Consider the following 17,651-nt stretch of genomic DNA (forward strand, 5'->3'; position numbering starts at 1 on the left):
CAATCATAAGGTTTGTCTTTTGTCTTAAACGGTGCTTTGTAAGAGCATCGTTTTTTAATTCTTTTCTATCACCGTTAATAGTGAGTCAAACAAAATCGCACTAGAAGCCGATCCGGGATCGATATGACCGATGGCACGTTCACCAACATAAGAGGCACGGCCTTTTTTAGCAACGAGTTCTTTGGTATGTTCTTTCGCTGCTTCGATCGTGTCTTTGGTCAATTCCCCTTTTTTCAAGGCTTCTGCGACAGGTTGCCAGACATCGACCATCGTTTTGTCTTCAAACTCAGCTTTTCCCCGCATTTTGATGCCCGTCAAACCTTCTTCAACGATCGTACCTAATTGTTCAAAGGAGTCGATCGTTTCTAGTTCCTTCGTTGCTTTGGTCATATTCATAAACGCCGAACCATAAAGGGGACCCGAAGCGCCGCCGACTTTTGAGATTATTGCCATCGAGAAGACTTTAAAGGTATCACTGATCGTCGTTGGCTGTTGTTTGGCATAAGCTTCTTGATAAGCAGCTACGCCGCGTGCCATATTGTTGCCATGGTCCCCGTCGCCGATCGGTGTATCTAAATCGCTCAAATAGGCTTTGTTTGCTTCGATTTCTTTTGTGAAGGTATCTAACCATGCTTGCACCATTTCTGTTGTCAATTGCATCTCTATTCGCTCCTTTACCAGGCTATTGTTGTGACGGCTTCATTTAACGCATCGGTGTGATCCGTTTCGCTGAAGTCGATCAAGGTCAGTGAAAGTCCCTGCATATCGATGGAAGTCATGAAATTGCCGACTTTATGGAAGGAGACAGGTATGTCTTTTTCTGCGAGTAATTTCGCGACATCATTGGCAAAAACGAACAGCTCCATTTGCGGCGTACCACCCATACCGTTGATCAAGACACCGACTTTTTCTGGGGTCTTTTCATAATCCGCTAAGATTTTTTCCACCAACTCTTGTGCTAGTTCACGTGAGGGTTTCAGTTTTTCACGACGGTAACCAGGTTCGCCGTGGATACCCACGCCATACTCGATCTCATCATCGGCTAAGTCAAAACCTGGTTTCCCAACTTCAGGAACTGTTGCCGCTTTTAATGCGACCCCAATGGTTTTGATCGATGCAACCAAGGCATCGCCCAGTGTTTTTAATTCGCTTAAGCTGGCACCATTACGAGCAGCTGCGCCTAAAATCTTGTGGACTAAGACCGTACCGGCAACTCCTCGTTTGCCAGCAGTATAGGTGCTATTTTCAACAGCGATATCATCATCCACGACCACGATCTCCGTCGTGATCTCTTCCATTTCTGCCATATCTTTGGCCATCTCAAAGTTCAAGATATCGCCAGTATAGTTTTTGACGATCAACAAGACGCCTTGTCCTTGATCAGAATCTTGGATAGCCGTCAAAATCTGGTCGGGGGTCGGGGAGGTGAAGACATCGCCTAAAACGGCGGCGCTAAGCATCCCATCACCGACAAAGCCAGCATGCGCCGGCTCATGTCCGCTCCCACCGCCAGAAACAAGACCGACTTGTTCTTTTTGATTATTCTTAGCGATCACCCGTGAGTCGGCGACTTGATGGACCAGTTCAGGATAACTGCCTACGATACCAGCCAACATTTCTTCTACGATCATTGAGGGATCATTAATGATTTTTTTCATGCTTCATGCCATCCTTTCTCGGCTGCTTTTTTTGCTTCTGCAACGATTTGTGCCAAATCATCACTGAAACCAGCGGTGATCGCTGCAGCAAAGGCACCTTCCACCAGCGGCGCGTCGATCAGGTGATAGCGTTCTTGTTGCTGAGGTTCCAGCATGTCGTATGCAAGTTCGGCATTCAAAACGGCACTGCCTAGATCGGCAAAGACTAAGATCAGTTCAGCGTCTGCGGATTCGTTGACGGCATCCACGATTTTCGTGGCGTCAGAACCCAGCTCTCCTTCTGCTGTCCCGCCTAAAGAATAGATCGTGACTGACTCGCCGTCAGCCATTTCTTCGATCATCTGTTTTAATCCTTCGGTGAGTTGCTGACTGTGAGAAACGAGTAAAATACTTTTTTTCATCCAATTTCACCAACACTTTCTGATTAAATTTGGCTGTTTGACAAGGGGGTTGCCTTTTCCAAAGAAACACCGTCCTTGTTGAAACCGCCTACAGGTTCAGTATACCAAATTTCTTTCTTCTTGTATGGTTGCACCTATGGAGAGGACAAAAAAACAGCATCGTCTTTCTGGACAAAGCAAGAAAGAGCGATGCGGTAAAATCAATTAGGATTGTTTAACGAGCACTTTGGCTGAAAAGCGCTTCGTTAGGAAAGAAAGCCCCACGTACAGGCAGATGTTCAATGCCATCATGCCAAGGAAGTAAGGCAATGTTACGGCGGTCAAGAAACCGACTTCCAGCAATCCGTGGAAAAGCATTGCTGCGACATAGATCCCCACGGTAGTGGTAATCGCTAAGAACAATCGCAATGGATTTAACGGCAAGCAAGCGCGAATCACAGCGATACAGCTGATCCCGATCAACAAATAGTACAACAAGGTCGTCGTATCAAATTGCGACCAACCGTAGTCGGTTTGTAAAAAGCGGATCGCAAAGTAATTGACTAACACCAACAAGGCATTTGGTAATGCATTGAGTAAGACCGTCGGCAAGTAGCGCCCCTTGATCGGTGCTTTGTTTTCTTCAAAGGAAAGGAAGAATGATGGATAGCCTTCAATTGCTAAGTCGATCAATGTGATTTGGATCGGCAAGAACGGAAAGGCGCTGGATGTCAGGATACAAACCAAAGAGAGCAAGAAGCTGTAAATCGTCTTGATAAAGAAGATCCCCGACGCTTTGGTGACGTTATTGACGACGCGGCGTCCTTCAAATAAAACATCTGGCAACGTAGTAAAGTCAGAATCCAATAAGACAAAGTTAGCGATTTGACGAGCCGCACTGTCGCCAGCAGCCATCGCAATACTAACGTCGGCTTCCCGCAGCGCCAACACGTCATTGACGCCATCGCCCGTCATAGCAACGGTCCGGTGATTGGCTTTTAATTCTTGGACAAGCAGTTTCTTTTGTTCAGGGGTCACACGACCAAAGACCGTATAGCGTGTCGCAGCTTCTCGGACTTCTGCTTCGGTCGTTAAGGTAGAAAGATCGATAGCTTGATCGGCATTCGCAAGACCTGCACGATGGGCGATCGCAGCGACAGCTATTGGATTATCGCCAGAGATTACCTTTAGATCGATGCCTTGATCGGCTAAGTAAGCCAAGGTTTCTTCAGCGTTTTGGCGGATGATATCAGATAAAATCAAGACTGCCACCGCTTGTGCATTGCTTGGGTCAAAGGATGCTGGCGCTTTTGGATCGGTCTCTACGGCTAAAATCAACACTCGCAGACCTGCTTCTTGCGCTTCTTTGACTTGCGGCAAGGCAGCAGAGCCAGCGACTTTTTCAGGTGCGCCAAGATAGACATTTCCTAGATGTTCAAAAGCTACAGCACCCCATTTGCGCTGTGAAGAAAAGGCAGCGACTTCGATCGGCTGATGATCCGTTAGCTCAGGGCAGCCTTGACGCAATGCTTGCATCGTCAAATTGTTATCTGTGCTGGCTGCCAAATAATTCCCTAAGAGCATGTTAGGGTCGCTGTCGGCTTGGAGAGGAACGATCGATTCGAGAACCATATGGCCTTCCGTCAACGTCCCCGTCTTATCCAGACAAAGGGTATCGACATGCGCTAAGGTTTCAACGGCATACATGTCTTGGACCAAAATCCGTTTTTTGGCCAATTTAATGACACCTGTCGTCAAGGCGATACTGATCAGCAGGACAAGTCCTTTTGGTAACATTCCTAATAAGGCAGCGGCAGAAACGACGACGGATTCCTTGATTCCAGCATCTCGCATCATAAAGGCTTGGAAGAACAAGATCACCCCTAAAGGAACGATCACATAGCTAGTGAATTTGGACACACTACGGATCGAAGCAAGCAGCTCAGAGCGGATCGGTTTGTGGACCTTCGCCTCATTGCTTAGTTTCGCTGCGTAGTTTTCAGCACCGACATGAATGACTTTTCCTGTCACTTCACCGCTGACGATGAAACTTCCTGAGAGTAAGGAAGCACCTGCTTCTTTGACAACCAGATCGGCTTCACCAGTCAGCATCGCTTCATTGACTTCGACTAGTCCAGAAAGCACCGTCATGTCAGCGGGGATTTGGTCCCCAGCACCAAGAATGACTGAGTCTTCTAAGACCAATTCTTTGGCTGAAATCTCATGGGTTTGACTATCTCGAATCACTCGTACCGTTTGCGGTGAAACAAGTGAGAGTTTTTTTACTAAATTACGTGCGTGCAATTCTTGGCTGATCCCAATGGTGATATTCACAAAAATAATCGCTAAGTAGAACATGTTGGAATAGGCGCCTACGGCAAATAAAAAAACGCCAATCAATAGGTTGAGAAAATTGAATAACGTCAGTAAATTGTCCTTGATGATCGCAGCAGTTGATTTACTGGTTTTGGTTTCATAATCATTGTGCAGCCCCTCTTGGGTTTTCTTGGCGACTTCTGCTGCAGTCAAGCCGGTGGGTAATTGAGTCATAAGCATCTCCATTTCATTTGTTCATTTCTTTCTGATTCCTTTATCTAGTCTAGCATTCGAAAAAGGCAATGCAATCGTTGCGAGGAAAATAGCGATAAAATTAATTAAAATCTTAAACAATCAACACGTGTTCTTTTAAAGAAAGAAAAAAATGGGGGAACAAACCGCACCATCGACTTTTTTCTGGTGCTTACGTATAATAGGGGAAGAGAAAAAGCCGAGAAGCAGATGCTTAGCGGACAAAAGAGGGTAGCGAGCATGTCTTTAAAAGAAAAAATTATTGCAGAAAGCAAGCGGCTTGGCATCGACAAGATCGGGTTTGCTTCAGCGGAGCCGTTTTTGGCATTGGAGCCTTCCTTGCGGGAACAAAAAGCCAAGGGCCATACCTCTGGTTTTGAGCATCCCGTGATCGAAGAGCGTATCTATCCTGAACGGACATTTGAAAATCCGCAAACGATCATTGCGATCGCTTTAGCTTATCCGACAAAAATCAAAGAGAAAGTCCCGCGGGATGAAAAACGTGGCATGTTTGCCCGTGCCTCGTGGGGCATCGATTACCATGATATTTTGCGAGAACGGTTGGATCGCTTGATCGCCTTTATCAAAGAACAAGCGCAAACGATGGAAGAACAAGTCGAATGGCGTTTCGCACCGCAAGTCGATACAGGGGAATTGGTGGATGTGGCGGCAGCGCAGCGGGCGGGTCTTGGCTTTATCGGTCGTAATGGCTTGCTGATCACAGAAGAGTTTGGTTCGTTTGTTTATCTCGGGGAGATCGTCACTAATATCTCTCTTGAACCAGATGAAGAAGTCCCGTTTGGTTGTGGGGATTGCATGCGTTGTGTGACGGCTTGCCCCACCAAAGCGTTATTGGGCGATGGTCGGATGAATGCCCAGCGCTGTTTGTCCTATCAAACCCAGACGAAGGGCATGATGCCAGAAGAGTACCGCAAAAAGATGCATAACGTGATTTACGGTTGCGATATTTGTCAGCTGGTCTGTCCTTATAATCGGGGGAAGGACTTCCATTTTCATCAAGAGATGGAGCCTGAAGTCGATACCGTTTATCCAAAACTGCAACCGATGCTGTCTTTATCAAACAAAGCCTTCAAAGAACAATTTGGCCATCTATCTGGCTCTTGGCGGGGGAAAAAACCGCTGCAGCGTAATGCCATCATCGCCTTAGCCAATGTGGGAGACCGCAGTGCCTTGCCAGCGATTTGGCGCTGTGCGACAGAAGACGTTCGCCCAGTGATTCGAGGAACGGCTTATTGGGCCATTGGTCAGTTGGGCGTCAAAGAACCAGAGATGTGGTTAGAGCGACTGCAACGATGCGCAGAGTTAGAACCCGAAGAAGAAGCACAGCAAGAATTGCAACCTGCCATCGAACGATTGCAAGCAGTCATTACCAAAAAGCAGGAAAAAGAGCTATAAAAAAAGCAAAACGTGCCCGTGGCCGTTTTGCTTTTTTGTTTAATCTAGTACGTCATCACTTTCAACGATTTCTTCTGAATCGAGTTCAAAATCTGGTGCTGGATGCACACGCTCAGGCAGCTCCATTTCTAACTCGCCTTCTTCGGTGTATTGGTTGTCGGTATCGGCAACGTCAACTAAAATTTCTTCAGGAAGCTCTTGTTCTAACCGATAGCCTTCTGCATGACGTGCATCGAGTAATTCCAAAAGATGTTGCCACTCGTCTTTCGAGATCACTACGACGTCAATGCCATCTTTGTTTTGTACCTCTACAACAGAGGAAAGATCGGTGCCGACCGTTTTAATGATCGATTCCAACGACCATTTACTCGTTTCTAAGTCAATTTTTTGTGCCATAAGAATTACTCCTTTTTTGAGAAAAATTTTGTCCTACCTTAATTGTAACGGGAAAGTTGCAGAAAACAAAATAGCTTGATTGGGAATCGTCCCTAATATGCGCAAGAACATTTGCACAGCGGCTTTAACCAAGGTAAGATAAGAGCAAGAAGGGAAGGAATAAAAATGACAGAAAAACAGACATTTCATGTGAATGGGTATTTAGCACTGGTTGTGCTGATCGGGTTATTAGTTGGCGGCGGTTATTTGTTTTATCATGGGTTCGTAAATGAGAGCGTTCTCGAAATCGTTCTCAGTATTCTTTTATGGATCGTTTCGTTTCTTTTCCTTAGTTCGTTAACGATCGTACAGCCCAACCAAGCCAAAGCGATCCTCTTTTTTGGGCAATATTTAGGGACCATTAAAGACAACGGCTTGTTCGTGACAACCCCCTTAACCCAAAAAATCAATGTTTCATTGAAAGTCCGTAACTTTAACAGTTCGCTGTTGAAGGTCAATGATTCAGACGGAAACCCGATCGAGATCTCGGCGGTGGTGGTTTTTAAAGTCGTAGATACGGCGAAAGCATTGTTTGATGTCGATTATTACCAAGATTTCATTGAGATCCAAAGTGAAACAGCGATTCGTCATATTGCGACGCAATACCCGTATGACACGTTCAATGACGATGATCTGACGTTGCGAGGCAATACCAATGAAGTTTCTGAAGAACTGGCAAAAGAATTGCAAGAACGATTGGCTGTTGCTGGGGTCGAAGTCATAGAGACCCGCTTAAATCACCTCGCGTATGCGACTGAGATCGCTAGTGCGATGTTGCAGCGCCAACAAGCTAAAGCAATTTTATCAGCACGGCAAATCATTGTTGAAGGGGCCGTCTCCATGACACAAATGGCGTTAGAACAAATCGAAGACGGACAGGACATCAATTTCACAGATGACCGCAAAGTCCAACTGATCAATAATTTATTGGTGTCGATCATTACCGATAAAGGCACGCAGCCGGTGATCAATACGGGCGATGTCAAAGAGAAAGGAGTGTAGCATTTGAAGAAACTTTACATCAAACAGAAGGTTTTCAGCATTGGCGAAAAATTTACCGTCACCGATGATTTACAAAACCCTCGCTATTATGTCGAAGGCAGTTTTTTTAAGATCCCGAAAAGTTTTACGATCTTCAATGAGCAGCAGCGACCGATCGCGGAGATCACCAAAAAAGTGTTCAGTTTATTACCGAAATTTTTTGTGGAAGTCCACGGCCAAGAAGCGATCGTTTTAGAAAAACATTTCACATTTTTTAAAGCCCGCTATTCCATCAGTGCAGAAGGCATCGATGTGGACGGCAATTGGTGGGATATGGATTTTGTGGTCAACCGCAACGGCAAACGGATCGCAGAGATCCACAAAAAATGGATCTCTTGGGGCGATACCTATGAAGTTGTGATCTATGAAGAAGATCTAGATGACCTGATCATTGCATTAGTGGTAGCCATCGATCGCGTCAAAGCAGATGATGCCGCAGCGTCAAGTTCAGCAAGTAGTTAGAAAAAAAGGAGCGATGTGCATGTTATACGGTTCGATTGAAGCAGGCGGCACAAAATTTGTGTGCGCCATTGGCGATGAAGAAATGACAATCAAGGAAAGAGTGAGCTTTCCGACAACGACACCTGAGGAAACAATGCCTTTAGTCATTGGTTTCTTCAAACAATACCAAGCAGATTTAGCAGGGATTGGGATTGGCTCATTTGGGCCCATCGATATCCATCGCGATTCTGCCACTTATGGGTACATTACCTCGACCCCGAAATTGGCATGGCAAAATTTTGATTTCATCGGTACCATGAAAAAAGAATTTCCGATCCCGATTTCTTGGACAACAGATGTCAATGCGGCCGCCTATGGTGAGTATGTCTTTGGCAGTGGCAAAGGATTGAGTAGTGTCGTTTATTACACGATCGGTACAGGTGTTGGCGGCGGTGCCTTACAAGAAGGGCGCTTTATCGAAGGCTTTAGTCATCCAGAAATGGGGCATATGCTGGTCGTCCCTCATCCAAAAGATGACTTTGCTGGCAGCTGTCCATTTCATGGCAACTGTTTAGAAGGGATGGCTGCTGGACCCGCCATCGAAAAACGCTTAGGGAAAAAAGGTCAAGAGGTTGCAGAAGATGATCCTTATTGGGAAATCGAAGCCTCCTATATTGCTCAATGTGCCTACAATACAACCTTGATGTTTTCTCCAGATGTGATCATTTTTGGTGGTGGTGTGATGAAACAACGCCATATGCTGCAAAACGTCCACGACGCATTTGCAAAATTGGTCAATGGGTATGTTGAAACACCTGAGTTAAGCAAATATATCGTGACCCCAGCATTAGAAGACAACGCTGGAACCCTCGGTTGTTTGGCATTGGCTCGAGAAGCGGTCTTACATTCATAAACGAAAAAGGGATCATACTCTTCGGGTATGATCTTTTTTACAGCGTATCAGTGGCGCTTTTGGCGACTTTTTGTATACTTAAGCTGAGGTGGAAAAGAATGAAATTAGCTGTTCGAAAAAGAAAAATCGGGAATATTCCGGTCTTAGAAGTCGTACCTGAAGAAATGATTTATGAGCCGCTGCCATTGATTATTTACTATCATGGCTGGCAGACGAGTAAAGAATTAGTGTTGACACAAGGCAGAAAGTTGGCTAGAGAAGGTTTTCGGGTGGTCTTGCCAGATGCAGCCAATCATGGGGAGCGCAAGACCCAGCTATCGGAGATTCCTTCTTTAACTTTTTGGCAAAGTATCCAAACCAATCTATTTGAGTTTTCTTACTTAGTCGATTTTTTTGAAAACCTTGGTTTGGTCAACGGTCAGATCGCAGTTGGTGGAGTCTCTATGGGAGGGATGACCACGTGCGGTTTATTGTGTCAGCATCCAGAAATCACAGCGGCAGCTTGTATCATGGGTTCTCCTTCCATGTTGAAATACCGTGACCGCATCCAAATGCACGCTGGCGCTGCTGGGTTCTTTGTACCCGAGGATTATGGTCAGCTTTTAAGCTGGATGGATGCTTACGACCTGTCTTCTCAACCAGAGAAATTGGGACAGCGTCCTCTTTTGTTTTGGCATGGTACCCAAGACGAGAAAATTCCTTATGGTGATGTGGAAGCCTTTGTGGCAGAAAATCCAGAAGCAAATTTGCAGTTTATCTCGCGAGAAGAACGCCATCTGGTACGTGGAGAAACGATGGATCAAGTCACAGCTTTTTTCGTGGCAGAGCTCAATCAAACCAATCCATGACACGGTTTGCGCAAGGAAAAAGATTGTGTGAAAAGGTACAAGCATAAAACTCGTTTTTTGTCACGTGATAACCTATACTGTAGGGTGCAAAAAAAGGAGGAATTGGTTTGACATACCGCGTTTTATTATTTTATAAATACACAACAATTGAAGATCCGGAAAGCTTCGCCAAGGAGCATTTAGCATTTGGAAAAGAAATTGGCATCAAGGGCCGTATTTTAGTAGCCAATGAAGGGATCAATGGCACACTTTCTGGAACGGTTGAAGCAACGGATCGCTATATGGAAAAAATGGAAGCTGATCCCCGTTTTAAAGGGATTTTTTATAAGATTGACGAAGTAGAAGAACATGCGTTTAAAAAGCTATTCGTTCGTCCGCGTAAAGAATTGGTTTCATTGAACCTTGAAGACGACATCGATCCATTAGAAATGACTGGAAAATATTTAGATCCTAAAGCGTTCAAAGAAGCGTTGTTAGATGAAGATACCGTGGTGATCGATGCCCGTAACGATTATGAATATGATTTAGGCCATTTCCGAGGAGCCGTTCGTCCCGATATCCGCAGCTTCCGTGAGTTGCCGCAATGGATCATCGATAATAAAGAAAAATTCATGGATAAAAAAGTCGTTACTTATTGTACTGGTGGTATCCGTTGTGAAAAATTCTCAGGCTGGCTGCTGCGAGAAGGCTTTGAAGATGTGGCCCAACTCCATGGCGGTATCTTTGCTTATGGGAATGACCCAGAAGTTCAAGGTGAGCTTTGGGATGGGAAAATGTACGTCTTTGATGAACGCATCAGTGTGGAAATCAATCATGTAGATAAAAAAGTCATCGGCCGCGACTGGTTTGATGGGACACCTTGCGAGCGCTATGTAAACTGTGCCAACCCAGAATGCAATCGCCAATTCTTAACTTCTGAGGAAAATCAGGCTGCCCATTTAGGTGCCTGCAGCTATGATTGTGCCATCCACGAACACAACCGTTACGTGGAGCAACATGGAATCACAGAAGCAGAAAAAGCTGAACGGTTAAAAAACTTTGCAACAAAAAATGAAACAGTCACTGCCTAAACCGACAACTGTTTCACAGGAAATGAAGGATTAAAAGAGTCGCACGTGAGTCCGAAAACTGGCTTAGCTCAGTCAGTTTTTCCACCTTCCGTGCGGCTTTTTTGAATGGACAGAATTGGAAACGATTGTTTTTTAATTATCTGAAAAATCTAACTATTCCAATTGTTCTTTTTTCTTTCCTATCGAGAAAAAACGCAAGGCTCTCGCATATTTAACGATTTTAGAGTAAACTATACCTAATTGTGGAAGAGGAAAGAGGAATTCAGATGAAAATTGTTATTGCTGGTGCAGGTGCTATGGGCAGCCGTTTTGCTATTATGCTAAAAAGAGGCGGAAATGACGTCACGTTAATCGACGGCTGGCCTGCGCATATCGAAGCGATCCGTGAACACGGATTACGAGCGAACTTAAACGGTGAAGAGATCGCAGTCCCTTTTTCGATCTATTCGCAAAATGAGATCCCAACGACTGTACAAGCAGACTTGATCCTGGTCTTTACTAAAGCGATGCAACTGGATCAAATGATGCAAACGATCAAACCGATGATCGGAGAGCAAACGAAAGTCTTATGCTTATTAAACGGGATCGGTCATGAGGACACGATTGAAAAATATGTCAGCACGGATAAAATCTTTTTAGGAAATACCATTTGGACGGCGGACTTGATTGGTCCTGGTAATGTTCGCTTGTTTGGGGATGGTTCTGTAGAACTGCAAAACATCGAACCGGGGAAAGAAGAAGATGCCCGTCAATTGGCGGCAGTCTTGGCTGATGCTGGGTTGAATGCGTCTTATTCTGAGAACATCCGTTACTCCATCTATCGCAAAGCCTGTGTCAACGGCACCCTAAATGGCTTGTGTTCGATTTTAAATGTGAATATTGCCCAATTCGGACAAACCTCAACGGCGCGTGCGATGGTCCAAACGATCGTGGAAGAATTTGCGGCAGTTGCTGCCCATGAATCTGTTGAACTGGATGTATCCGAAGTAGTCCACCATATTGAAGAAACCTATGATCCAGAAGGCATCGGAATGCACTATCCATCCATGTATCAAGATTTGATCAATAATCATCGCAAAACCGAGATCGATTATATCAATGGCGCAATCTCGCGAAAAGGCCGCAAGTACCAAGTGCCAACGCCTTATTGTGACTTTTTGACTCAAATGATCCATGCTAAGGAAGATATTTTAGCAGCAGAATAACCTAAGTAAATCTATTCTAAAAATGCAAAAACGGCGTATCCTTTTAGGGTTCGCCGTTTTTTTGTCCATTTATTGAAAATGTGTTGCTGTAGAGTGCATTCAAAGTTGACGCTATTGAGCAGGCAGATCCGCCATAAACCGTTCGCTACCTTGAAATACCGCTAATTGATTGACACCAAAGGAACGCAATAGATCGCTCATCGCTGCAAAATCTAACCGATAGTCACTGGCTTTATGGGCATCAGAGCCGAGGGTGAACAATTTACCACCGACACTTTGATACAGCGGGATAGCATATTGATAAAGGTGGGCATTTTGATAGGGGCCAAAGCTCTTCGCGTTGATTTCCATCGCTAAGTCACGGGCAACGATTTTTTTGAAGATCGTCGTTAACTCTGTTTCAAAATGGGCGGCCAATTCCTCAGCTGTAAATTGGAAACGACGCAAGCCATAATCAAAGTGGGTCACGATGTGCCCGTCAGAAAACGAGTCCAACACGTGGGCCATTTGGTCAAAGTATTGTTTGGCGACTGCAAATTTGTCCTTGTTCAACACGGCATCGTCCATATAATCAAAGGTACCGTTTTGATGGATACTGATCAATTTCAAGTCATAGGGATGGCTTTCAAGATAGCGCAAGATTTCTTGTTCTTGACCAGGCACGACACCAATCTCGATGCCTTTTAAGAGTTTCGTCGCTGTGGTCTCTTGCAGCTTCTGGTGGGTATTTACTAGTAATTCATAGTCAGGAATATCATCACGGAATCCCGAATAGGGGTTCTTCAAATCGAAATGATCTGTCGCAACGAAGTAGGCAGGCTGGTAAGCAAGATAATTCTCAAACTGTTCATCTGAATCAAAAGACAAAAATGTATGCAGATGTTGATCATAATAATTCATAAACAAGACTCCTTTTCTTGAATACGATACCACAAAAAAGCAGAAGAAACTATGATTGGCTGAGAAAAGGTTTTCTCTTGGACAATTTTTCGCTTATAATAAATAAGAATAGAGCGAAGGAGTCGGTCAGCCATGAGTATGTACCTTGAAATTCCTGAATTTGAAAGTGAATTTCGTTTTCGAACGTTTCTAAATGATGGGTTGACCATCGTTTACCCCCATGTCCATAAAGAAATCGAGATCATTTACGCTAAGCGCGGCACGGTCAATATTGGTGTTGACGATATGATCATTGAGTTGGAGGAAGGGGATCTGTATCTTTTTTCCAGCGGGCAACCCCACTATTTTCTAGCATCGCCTGAGAGTGAACGCTATGTCTATCAATTTGATATGAAGCTTTTTGAAGAGCCGTTGCTTCGAGAAAATGAAGTATCCTTGATGACACTCTTTGAAGAAGGGGAGCCCCACAGCAAAAATTGGCCAACGAGTTTTACGGAAAAAATAACAGGTCTCTTGATCGAGTTGTATCAGTTGGAAGAGGAAAATGTCGTTGGGAAGCGTTATTTGACTCTCGGGCTGCTTTACCAGTTGATTGGGGAGTGCTATCAAAGTTTGCCAAAGCGCAAACAAGCCGTCAATCCGCTAAAACGAACGGCCGCACAATACAAAGAAACCTTGCAGCGTCTGAATGATGTCTTTGAGTACATCGAATCTCATTACCAAGAAGTCTTGACGATGGAGGACACCGCAAGACATGTAGGGTTTAGTCCCCATTATTTCACGCGTTTCTTTAAAACCAATACTGGCAAGACCTTCATGCAGTTTTTGACGGAATACCGCATCAATCAAGCCAAATTTATCTTGGCAAATGAAAAGATCCCCATGGCAGAAGTCGCTGAAAAAGCAGGTTTTGCCAGTGTTAAAACATTTCACCATGTCTTTAAGGAAGCCGTTGGTCAATCACCGTTGCAGTACCAGAAACAACTGAATCAAAATTGAGAGAAACAGCCGATGAGCCTTTGCTTGTCGACTGTTTTTTTGTCAATTTGGCACTATTTTTTTCTCGATAGTGTTTTTTTAAGCGCTTTGCATAAATTGTGGAGTGGTTCTTTTTGTTAAAGTTTCATAAGATAATTTTCGGGAATTTTTTCAATGGAAACTGGGAAGAACTGCTTTCGATGTTTCGCTATAATGAGGGGGTAGAAAATAATAAGCGTTTTCAGGAGGAAAGATATGACAGTTAAAGTTGGAATCATTGGGTGCGGTGGGATCGCAAACGGCAAGCACATGCCTGCCTTGTCTCAAGTAGAAGAAGTAGAAATGGTTGCCTTTTGTGATCTGCTGGTTGAACGTGCAGTTGAAGCGAAATCAGCGTTTGGGACCGAAGATGCCCAAGTATTCAGCGATTATCAAGAAATGTTGGCACAAGCTGATCTAGATGTGATCCATGTGTGTACACCAAACGCCTCACATGCTGAGTTGACGATTGCCGCACTAGAAGCGGATTGTCATGTCATGTGTGAAAAACCAATGGCAAAAACAGCGGCAGAAGCCAAAGCAATGATCGAAGCAGCTAACCGAACAGGGAAAAAACTCACGATCGGCTACCAAAACCGTTTTAGAAAAGATTCTCGTTATCTTCATGAAGTGTGCGCCGAAGGACAGTTAGGAAACATTTATTTTGGGAAAGCTCATGCGATTCGTCGTCGGGCTGTGCCAACTTGGGGTGTTTTCCTTGATGAAGAAGCGCAAGGCGGCGGTCCGTTGATCGATATTGGTACCCACGCATTGGATCTGACCTTATGGATGATGAACAATTACAAACCAAAATTTGTTGTCGGAAAAGCGTATCATGAGTTGTCGCAAACCAAAAATGCCGCAAATGCTTGGGGCCCTTGGGATCCAGAGAAATTCTCAGTAGAAGATTCGGCCTTTGGTTTTGTGGTCATGGAAGATGGCGCAACGATTTTCTTAGAAGCTAGCTGGGCGCTCAACAGCTTGGATGTGAAAGAAGCCAAAACGACACTGATGGGCAGCAAAGCGGGTGCGGATATGAACAACGGTTTGACCATCAACGGAGAAGACCACAGCTTGCTGTATGAAAAAAATATCGAACTTGAAACAGGCGGCGTTGATTTTTATGAAGGAAACGGCGAGACGCCAGAAATTTTAGAAGCACAATCGTGGATCCATGCGATCATCAACGATACCGAACCAGTGGTCAAACCTGAAGAAGCAATGGTCGTGACGGAGATTTTAGAAGCGATCTACAAATCATCGCAAACCGGTGAGCCAGTCTACCTATAAGAACTGCTGGAAGAAAAGGAGCGAGCATAAATGACAAAACCGAAAATCGCTTTACAGCTTTGGAGTATTCAAGAGGACTGCAAGACAGACCTTTTTGAAGCGTTGAAAACAGTAAAACAAAACGGCTATGACGGTGTTGAATTTGCCGGTTATCATGGACACAGTGCTGCTCAGATCAAAGAAATGCTTGAGCAGTTGGATTTGGCGGTCGCGGCTTCCCATATCCCGTTTGAAGCATTGCGAGATCGTTTTGAAGAAACCGTCGCTTTTGAAAAAACGATTGGCAATCAACGGATCGTCATTCCGTATGCCAGTTTTGATTCTTTGAAAAAATGGCAAGCCTTTGCTGCGGAGCTGACCCAGATCACCCAAAAGTTGCAAGCAGAAGGGCTGACTTGCTACTACCACAACCATGCCCATGAATTTACTGAAGTTGCTGGAGAATCTATGATCGATGAACTGATCAAAGACAATCCGCAACTGCGTTTGGAAGCCGACCTTTACTGGTTAGCCTTTGCAAACGTGGCTGTTTTACCTTGGCTAAAGGAACGCGAAACGAAGGTCGGTTTGGTTCATATCAAAGATATGCAAGAGCAGCCGCAGGAAAGCACCGAGATCGGCAATGGGATTTTACCAATCAAGTCGTATGTAGAAGCAGCTAAAGCATTAGAACTACCATGGCTGATCGTCGAGCAGGAAGCGTTTCAAAAATTCGCTCCTTTAGAAGCCAGCGGGATTGATTATCTGCAATTAAAAAACATCGTAGAGGAGGTCTACCAATGATCCATGTTACGGTATGGAACGAGTTTCGTCATGAAAAAACGAATGAGACCGTCCAAAAAATGTATCCAGAAGGAATCCATGGTCAAATTGCCAAGTTTTTAGAAGAGGATGATTTCCAAGTGCGAACGGCGACCCTTGATGAACCAGAACACGGGTTGACGGAGCAAGTATTGGCTGATACGGATGTGTTGGTTTGGTGGGGCCATATGGCGCACGAAGAAGTCGATGATGCTATCGTTGCTCGTGTGCAGCAGCGTGTATGGGAAGGAATGGGACTGATCGTCTTGCATTCTGGTCATTTTTCGAAAATCTTTAAAAACTTGATGGGAACGTCGTGCGATTTGAAATGGCGGGTAGACGATCAGCATGCACGGATCTGGAATGTCAATCCAAGCCACCCAATTGTTGAAGGAGTCGGCGAATGGATCGAACTAGAGCAAGAGGAAATGTATGGCGAGCACTTTGATATTCCAGCGCCGGATGAATTGATCTTTGTCAGCTGGTTCCCTGGTGGTGAAGTTTTCCGTAGCGGCTGTACATTCCGCCGTGGGAATGGCAAGATCTTCTATTTCCAGCCTGGTCATGAGACATTCCCAAGCTATTACAATCCCAAAGTGCAAAAAGTGATCCAAAATGCGGCTCGCTGGTGTGCACCAACAGAAAATCGTTACCCAACATATGGGCATTTTCAAGCAATTGAGGAGGAAAGAAAATGAAATTAGGTGTTTTTACCCCGTTATTCAATCAACTTAGCTTCGAAGAAATGATCGATGAAGTAGCGAAAAAAGGGCTGCAAACCGTCGAGATCGGTACCGGTGGTTCTCCAGGCAATGCCCACTTAGACATTGACCGTTTACTAGCAAGTGAAGCAGAGCGAAAAGAATACTTAGCGAAATTAGCTGATAAAGGATTGGAAATCTCAGCTTTGAGCTGTCACAACAACCCAATCTCTCCATTAAAAGCAGAAGCGCAAGAAGCCGATGAACTTTTGCGCAAAACCATCAAATTAGCCAGCTTAATGAATGTACCTGTTGTGAACGGATTTTCAGGCGTTTCAGGCGGAAATGCAACAGATACACAAGTCAACTGGCCAGTATTGCCATGGCCAACGGAATACGATGACAATTATAATTATCAATGGGAACAAAAACTGATTCCTTATTGGAAAGGCATCAACACGGAAGCAGAAGCGGCTGGTGTTAAAATTGGGATCGAACTTCATGGCGGCTTTTTGGCACATACCCCTTATACGATGTTGAAACTGCGGGATGCTGCGGGGAAAGCCATCGGCTGTAACTTGGATCCAAGTCATTTATGGTGGCAAGGGATCGACCCAGTGGCAGCGGTCAAAATCTTAGGGGAAGCCGATGCGATCCATCACTTCCATGCCAAAGATACGTATTTGGATCAAGACAATATCAACATGCATGGCTTGACGGACATGCAGCCATATAGCAATGTCAAAACCCGAGCTTGGACCTTCCGTTCAGTCGGTTGCGGCCACAGCTTACAAGTCTGGTCAGATATTATTTCTGCGCTTAGAATTTATGGGTATGATTATGTCTTGAGTATTGAACATGAAGATCCAATCATGTCCATTGATGAAGGACTGACTCGTGCCATCAGTAACTTGAAGACGATTATGATCCGTGAAGAAGCTTCATCCATGTGGTGGGCATAAGAAGA

Annotated in this window: 18 protein-coding genes; 12 read left to right on the forward strand and 6 right to left on the reverse strand. The window is 44.7% G+C overall.

Features of this window, described 5'->3' with window-relative positions:
- Positions 1 to 54 precede the first annotated feature (54 nt).
- From dhaL to IGJ05_RS11675, 4 genes are all read right to left on the reverse strand, one after another.
- A complete protein-coding gene (dhaL, locus tag IGJ05_RS11660; protein WP_010750003.1) occupies positions 55 to 660 on the reverse strand; it encodes a dihydroxyacetone kinase subunit DhaL in 606 nt (201 codons plus the stop codon).
- 14 nt (positions 661 to 674) lie between these two features.
- On the reverse strand, positions 675 to 1,658 hold the full coding sequence (dhaK, locus tag IGJ05_RS11665) for a dihydroxyacetone kinase subunit DhaK (protein ID WP_010750002.1): 984 nt from the start codon (positions 1,656 to 1,658) through the stop codon (positions 675 to 677).
- On the reverse strand, positions 1,655 to 2,059 hold the full coding sequence (dhaM, locus tag IGJ05_RS11670) for a dihydroxyacetone kinase phosphoryl donor subunit DhaM (RefSeq protein ID WP_005228160.1): 405 nt from the start codon (positions 2,057 to 2,059) through the stop codon (positions 1,655 to 1,657). Before dhaM ends, dhaK begins: the two co-directional genes overlap by 4 nt.
- Positions 2,060 to 2,263: 204 nt before the next feature.
- Positions 2,264 to 4,588, reverse strand: coding sequence for an HAD-IC family P-type ATPase (locus IGJ05_RS11675; protein ID WP_010750001.1), 2,325 nt, complete (start codon positions 4,586 to 4,588; stop codon positions 2,264 to 2,266).
- A gap of 258 nt (positions 4,589 to 4,846) precedes the next feature.
- On the opposite strand from IGJ05_RS11675, the gene queG reads away from it, so the two are divergent.
- Positions 4,847 to 6,022, forward strand: coding sequence for a tRNA epoxyqueuosine(34) reductase QueG (queG, locus tag IGJ05_RS11680; protein ID WP_005228165.1), 1,176 nt, complete (start codon positions 4,847 to 4,849; stop codon positions 6,020 to 6,022).
- 39 nt (positions 6,023 to 6,061) lie between these two features.
- Here queG and IGJ05_RS11685 read toward each other — a convergent pair whose 3' ends face one another.
- Positions 6,062 to 6,418: a hypothetical protein gene (locus IGJ05_RS11685; protein ID WP_005228172.1), complete on the reverse strand. Its 357-nt coding sequence runs from the start codon at positions 6,416 to 6,418 to the stop codon at positions 6,062 to 6,064.
- A 165-nt stretch (positions 6,419 to 6,583) separates the two neighbouring features.
- Here IGJ05_RS11685 and IGJ05_RS11690 point away from each other — a divergent pair, with 165 nt between their 5' ends.
- The 6 genes from IGJ05_RS11690 (at position 6,584) to IGJ05_RS11715 (ending at position 11,975) form a co-directional block, all read left to right on the forward strand.
- Complete coding sequence (locus tag IGJ05_RS11690; protein WP_010750000.1) at positions 6,584 to 7,459, forward strand: SPFH domain-containing protein; 876 nt, start codon at positions 6,584 to 6,586, stop codon at positions 7,457 to 7,459.
- Positions 7,460 to 7,462: 3 nt separating this feature from the next.
- Positions 7,463 to 7,960: an LURP-one-related/scramblase family protein gene (locus IGJ05_RS11695; protein WP_005233908.1), complete on the forward strand. Its 498-nt coding sequence runs from the start codon at positions 7,463 to 7,465 to the stop codon at positions 7,958 to 7,960.
- Between the two features lie 19 nt (positions 7,961 to 7,979).
- The gene (gene scrK / locus IGJ05_RS11700) at positions 7,980 to 8,852 is read left to right on the forward strand and encodes a fructokinase ScrK (protein WP_010749999.1); all 873 of its coding nucleotides are present in this window, start codon (positions 7,980 to 7,982) and stop codon (positions 8,850 to 8,852) included.
- A 98-nt stretch (positions 8,853 to 8,950) separates the two neighbouring features.
- Positions 8,951 to 9,700, forward strand: a complete 750-nt coding sequence (locus IGJ05_RS11705; RefSeq protein WP_010749998.1) for an alpha/beta fold hydrolase — start codon at positions 8,951 to 8,953, stop codon at positions 9,698 to 9,700.
- 107 nt (positions 9,701 to 9,807) lie between these two features.
- On the forward strand, positions 9,808 to 10,770 hold the full coding sequence (gene trhO / locus IGJ05_RS11710) for an oxygen-dependent tRNA uridine(34) hydroxylase TrhO (RefSeq protein WP_010749997.1): 963 nt from the start codon (positions 9,808 to 9,810) through the stop codon (positions 10,768 to 10,770).
- Positions 10,771 to 11,036: 266 nt separating this feature from the next.
- The gene (locus IGJ05_RS11715) at positions 11,037 to 11,975 is read left to right on the forward strand and encodes a 2-dehydropantoate 2-reductase (protein WP_005228196.1); all 939 of its coding nucleotides are present in this window, start codon (positions 11,037 to 11,039) and stop codon (positions 11,973 to 11,975) included.
- 111 nt (positions 11,976 to 12,086) lie between these two features.
- Here IGJ05_RS11715 and IGJ05_RS11720 read toward each other — a convergent pair whose 3' ends face one another.
- Positions 12,087 to 12,875, reverse strand: coding sequence for a PHP domain-containing protein (locus IGJ05_RS11720; protein WP_060791485.1), 789 nt, complete (start codon positions 12,873 to 12,875; stop codon positions 12,087 to 12,089).
- 132 nt (positions 12,876 to 13,007) lie between these two features.
- On the opposite strand from IGJ05_RS11720, the gene IGJ05_RS11725 reads away from it, so the two are divergent.
- The 5 genes from IGJ05_RS11725 (at position 13,008) to IGJ05_RS11745 (ending at position 17,646) form a co-directional block, all read left to right on the forward strand.
- Complete coding sequence (locus IGJ05_RS11725) at positions 13,008 to 13,874, forward strand: AraC family transcriptional regulator (RefSeq protein WP_010749994.1); 867 nt, start codon at positions 13,008 to 13,010, stop codon at positions 13,872 to 13,874.
- 234 nt (positions 13,875 to 14,108) lie between these two features.
- Positions 14,109 to 15,182 carry a Gfo/Idh/MocA family protein gene (locus tag IGJ05_RS11730; protein ID WP_005228203.1) on the forward strand — a complete coding sequence of 358 codons (1,074 nt, stop codon included), beginning with the start codon at positions 14,109 to 14,111 and terminating at the stop codon, positions 15,180 to 15,182.
- Positions 15,183 to 15,212: 30 nt separating this feature from the next.
- Positions 15,213 to 15,965 (forward strand): sugar phosphate isomerase/epimerase family protein, encoded by a 753-nt coding sequence (locus tag IGJ05_RS11735; protein WP_010749993.1) that lies wholly within the window; start codon positions 15,213 to 15,215, stop codon positions 15,963 to 15,965.
- On the forward strand, positions 15,962 to 16,681 hold the full coding sequence (locus tag IGJ05_RS11740; RefSeq protein WP_010749992.1) for a ThuA domain-containing protein: 720 nt from the start codon (positions 15,962 to 15,964) through the stop codon (positions 16,679 to 16,681). The genes IGJ05_RS11735 and IGJ05_RS11740 overlap by 4 nt, the downstream gene beginning before the upstream one ends.
- Complete coding sequence (locus tag IGJ05_RS11745; RefSeq protein WP_005228209.1) at positions 16,678 to 17,646, forward strand: sugar phosphate isomerase/epimerase family protein; 969 nt, start codon at positions 16,678 to 16,680, stop codon at positions 17,644 to 17,646. The genes IGJ05_RS11740 and IGJ05_RS11745 overlap by 4 nt, the downstream gene beginning before the upstream one ends.
- The last annotated feature ends 5 nt before the right edge of the window (positions 17,647 to 17,651 follow it).

The sequence above is a fragment of the Enterococcus sp. AZ167 genome (assembly GCF_051714025.1).
Lineage (GTDB): Bacteria > Bacillota > Bacilli > Lactobacillales > Enterococcaceae > Enterococcus_D > Enterococcus_D casseliflavus.

What these genes read in the sequence shown, in the direction of transcription:
- dhaL (WP_010750003.1), bottom strand. Translation starts at nt 660, where the DNA reads ATGCAATTGACAACAGAAATGGTGCAAGCATGGTTAGATACCTTCACA.
- dhaK (WP_010750002.1), bottom strand. Translation starts at nt 1,658, where the DNA reads ATGAAAAAAATCATTAATGATCCCTCAATGATCGTAGAAGAAATGTTG.
- dhaM (WP_005228160.1), bottom strand. Translation starts at nt 2,059, where the DNA reads ATGAAAAAAAGTATTTTACTCGTTTCTCACAGTCAGCAACTCACCGAA.
- IGJ05_RS11675 (WP_010750001.1), bottom strand. Translation starts at nt 4,588, where the DNA reads ATGACTCAATTACCCACCGGCTTGACTGCAGCAGAAGTCGCCAAGAAA.
- queG (WP_005228165.1), top strand. Translation starts at nt 4,847, where the DNA reads ATGTCTTTAAAAGAAAAAATTATTGCAGAAAGCAAGCGGCTTGGCATC.
- IGJ05_RS11685 (WP_005228172.1), bottom strand. Translation starts at nt 6,418, where the DNA reads ATGGCACAAAAAATTGACTTAGAAACGAGTAAATGGTCGTTGGAATCG.
- IGJ05_RS11690 (WP_010750000.1), top strand. Translation starts at nt 6,584, where the DNA reads ATGACAGAAAAACAGACATTTCATGTGAATGGGTATTTAGCACTGGTT.
- scrK (WP_010749999.1), top strand. Translation starts at nt 7,980, where the DNA reads ATGTTATACGGTTCGATTGAAGCAGGCGGCACAAAATTTGTGTGCGCC.
- IGJ05_RS11705 (WP_010749998.1), top strand. Translation starts at nt 8,951, where the DNA reads ATGAAATTAGCTGTTCGAAAAAGAAAAATCGGGAATATTCCGGTCTTA.
- IGJ05_RS11715 (WP_005228196.1), top strand. Translation starts at nt 11,037, where the DNA reads ATGAAAATTGTTATTGCTGGTGCAGGTGCTATGGGCAGCCGTTTTGCT.
- IGJ05_RS11720 (WP_060791485.1), bottom strand. Translation starts at nt 12,875, where the DNA reads ATGAATTATTATGATCAACATCTGCATACATTTTTGTCTTTTGATTCA.
- IGJ05_RS11725 (WP_010749994.1), top strand. Translation starts at nt 13,008, where the DNA reads ATGAGTATGTACCTTGAAATTCCTGAATTTGAAAGTGAATTTCGTTTT.
- IGJ05_RS11730 (WP_005228203.1), top strand. Translation starts at nt 14,109, where the DNA reads ATGACAGTTAAAGTTGGAATCATTGGGTGCGGTGGGATCGCAAACGGC.
- IGJ05_RS11735 (WP_010749993.1), top strand. Translation starts at nt 15,213, where the DNA reads ATGACAAAACCGAAAATCGCTTTACAGCTTTGGAGTATTCAAGAGGAC.
- IGJ05_RS11740 (WP_010749992.1), top strand. Translation starts at nt 15,962, where the DNA reads ATGATCCATGTTACGGTATGGAACGAGTTTCGTCATGAAAAAACGAAT.
- IGJ05_RS11745 (WP_005228209.1), top strand. Translation starts at nt 16,678, where the DNA reads ATGAAATTAGGTGTTTTTACCCCGTTATTCAATCAACTTAGCTTCGAA.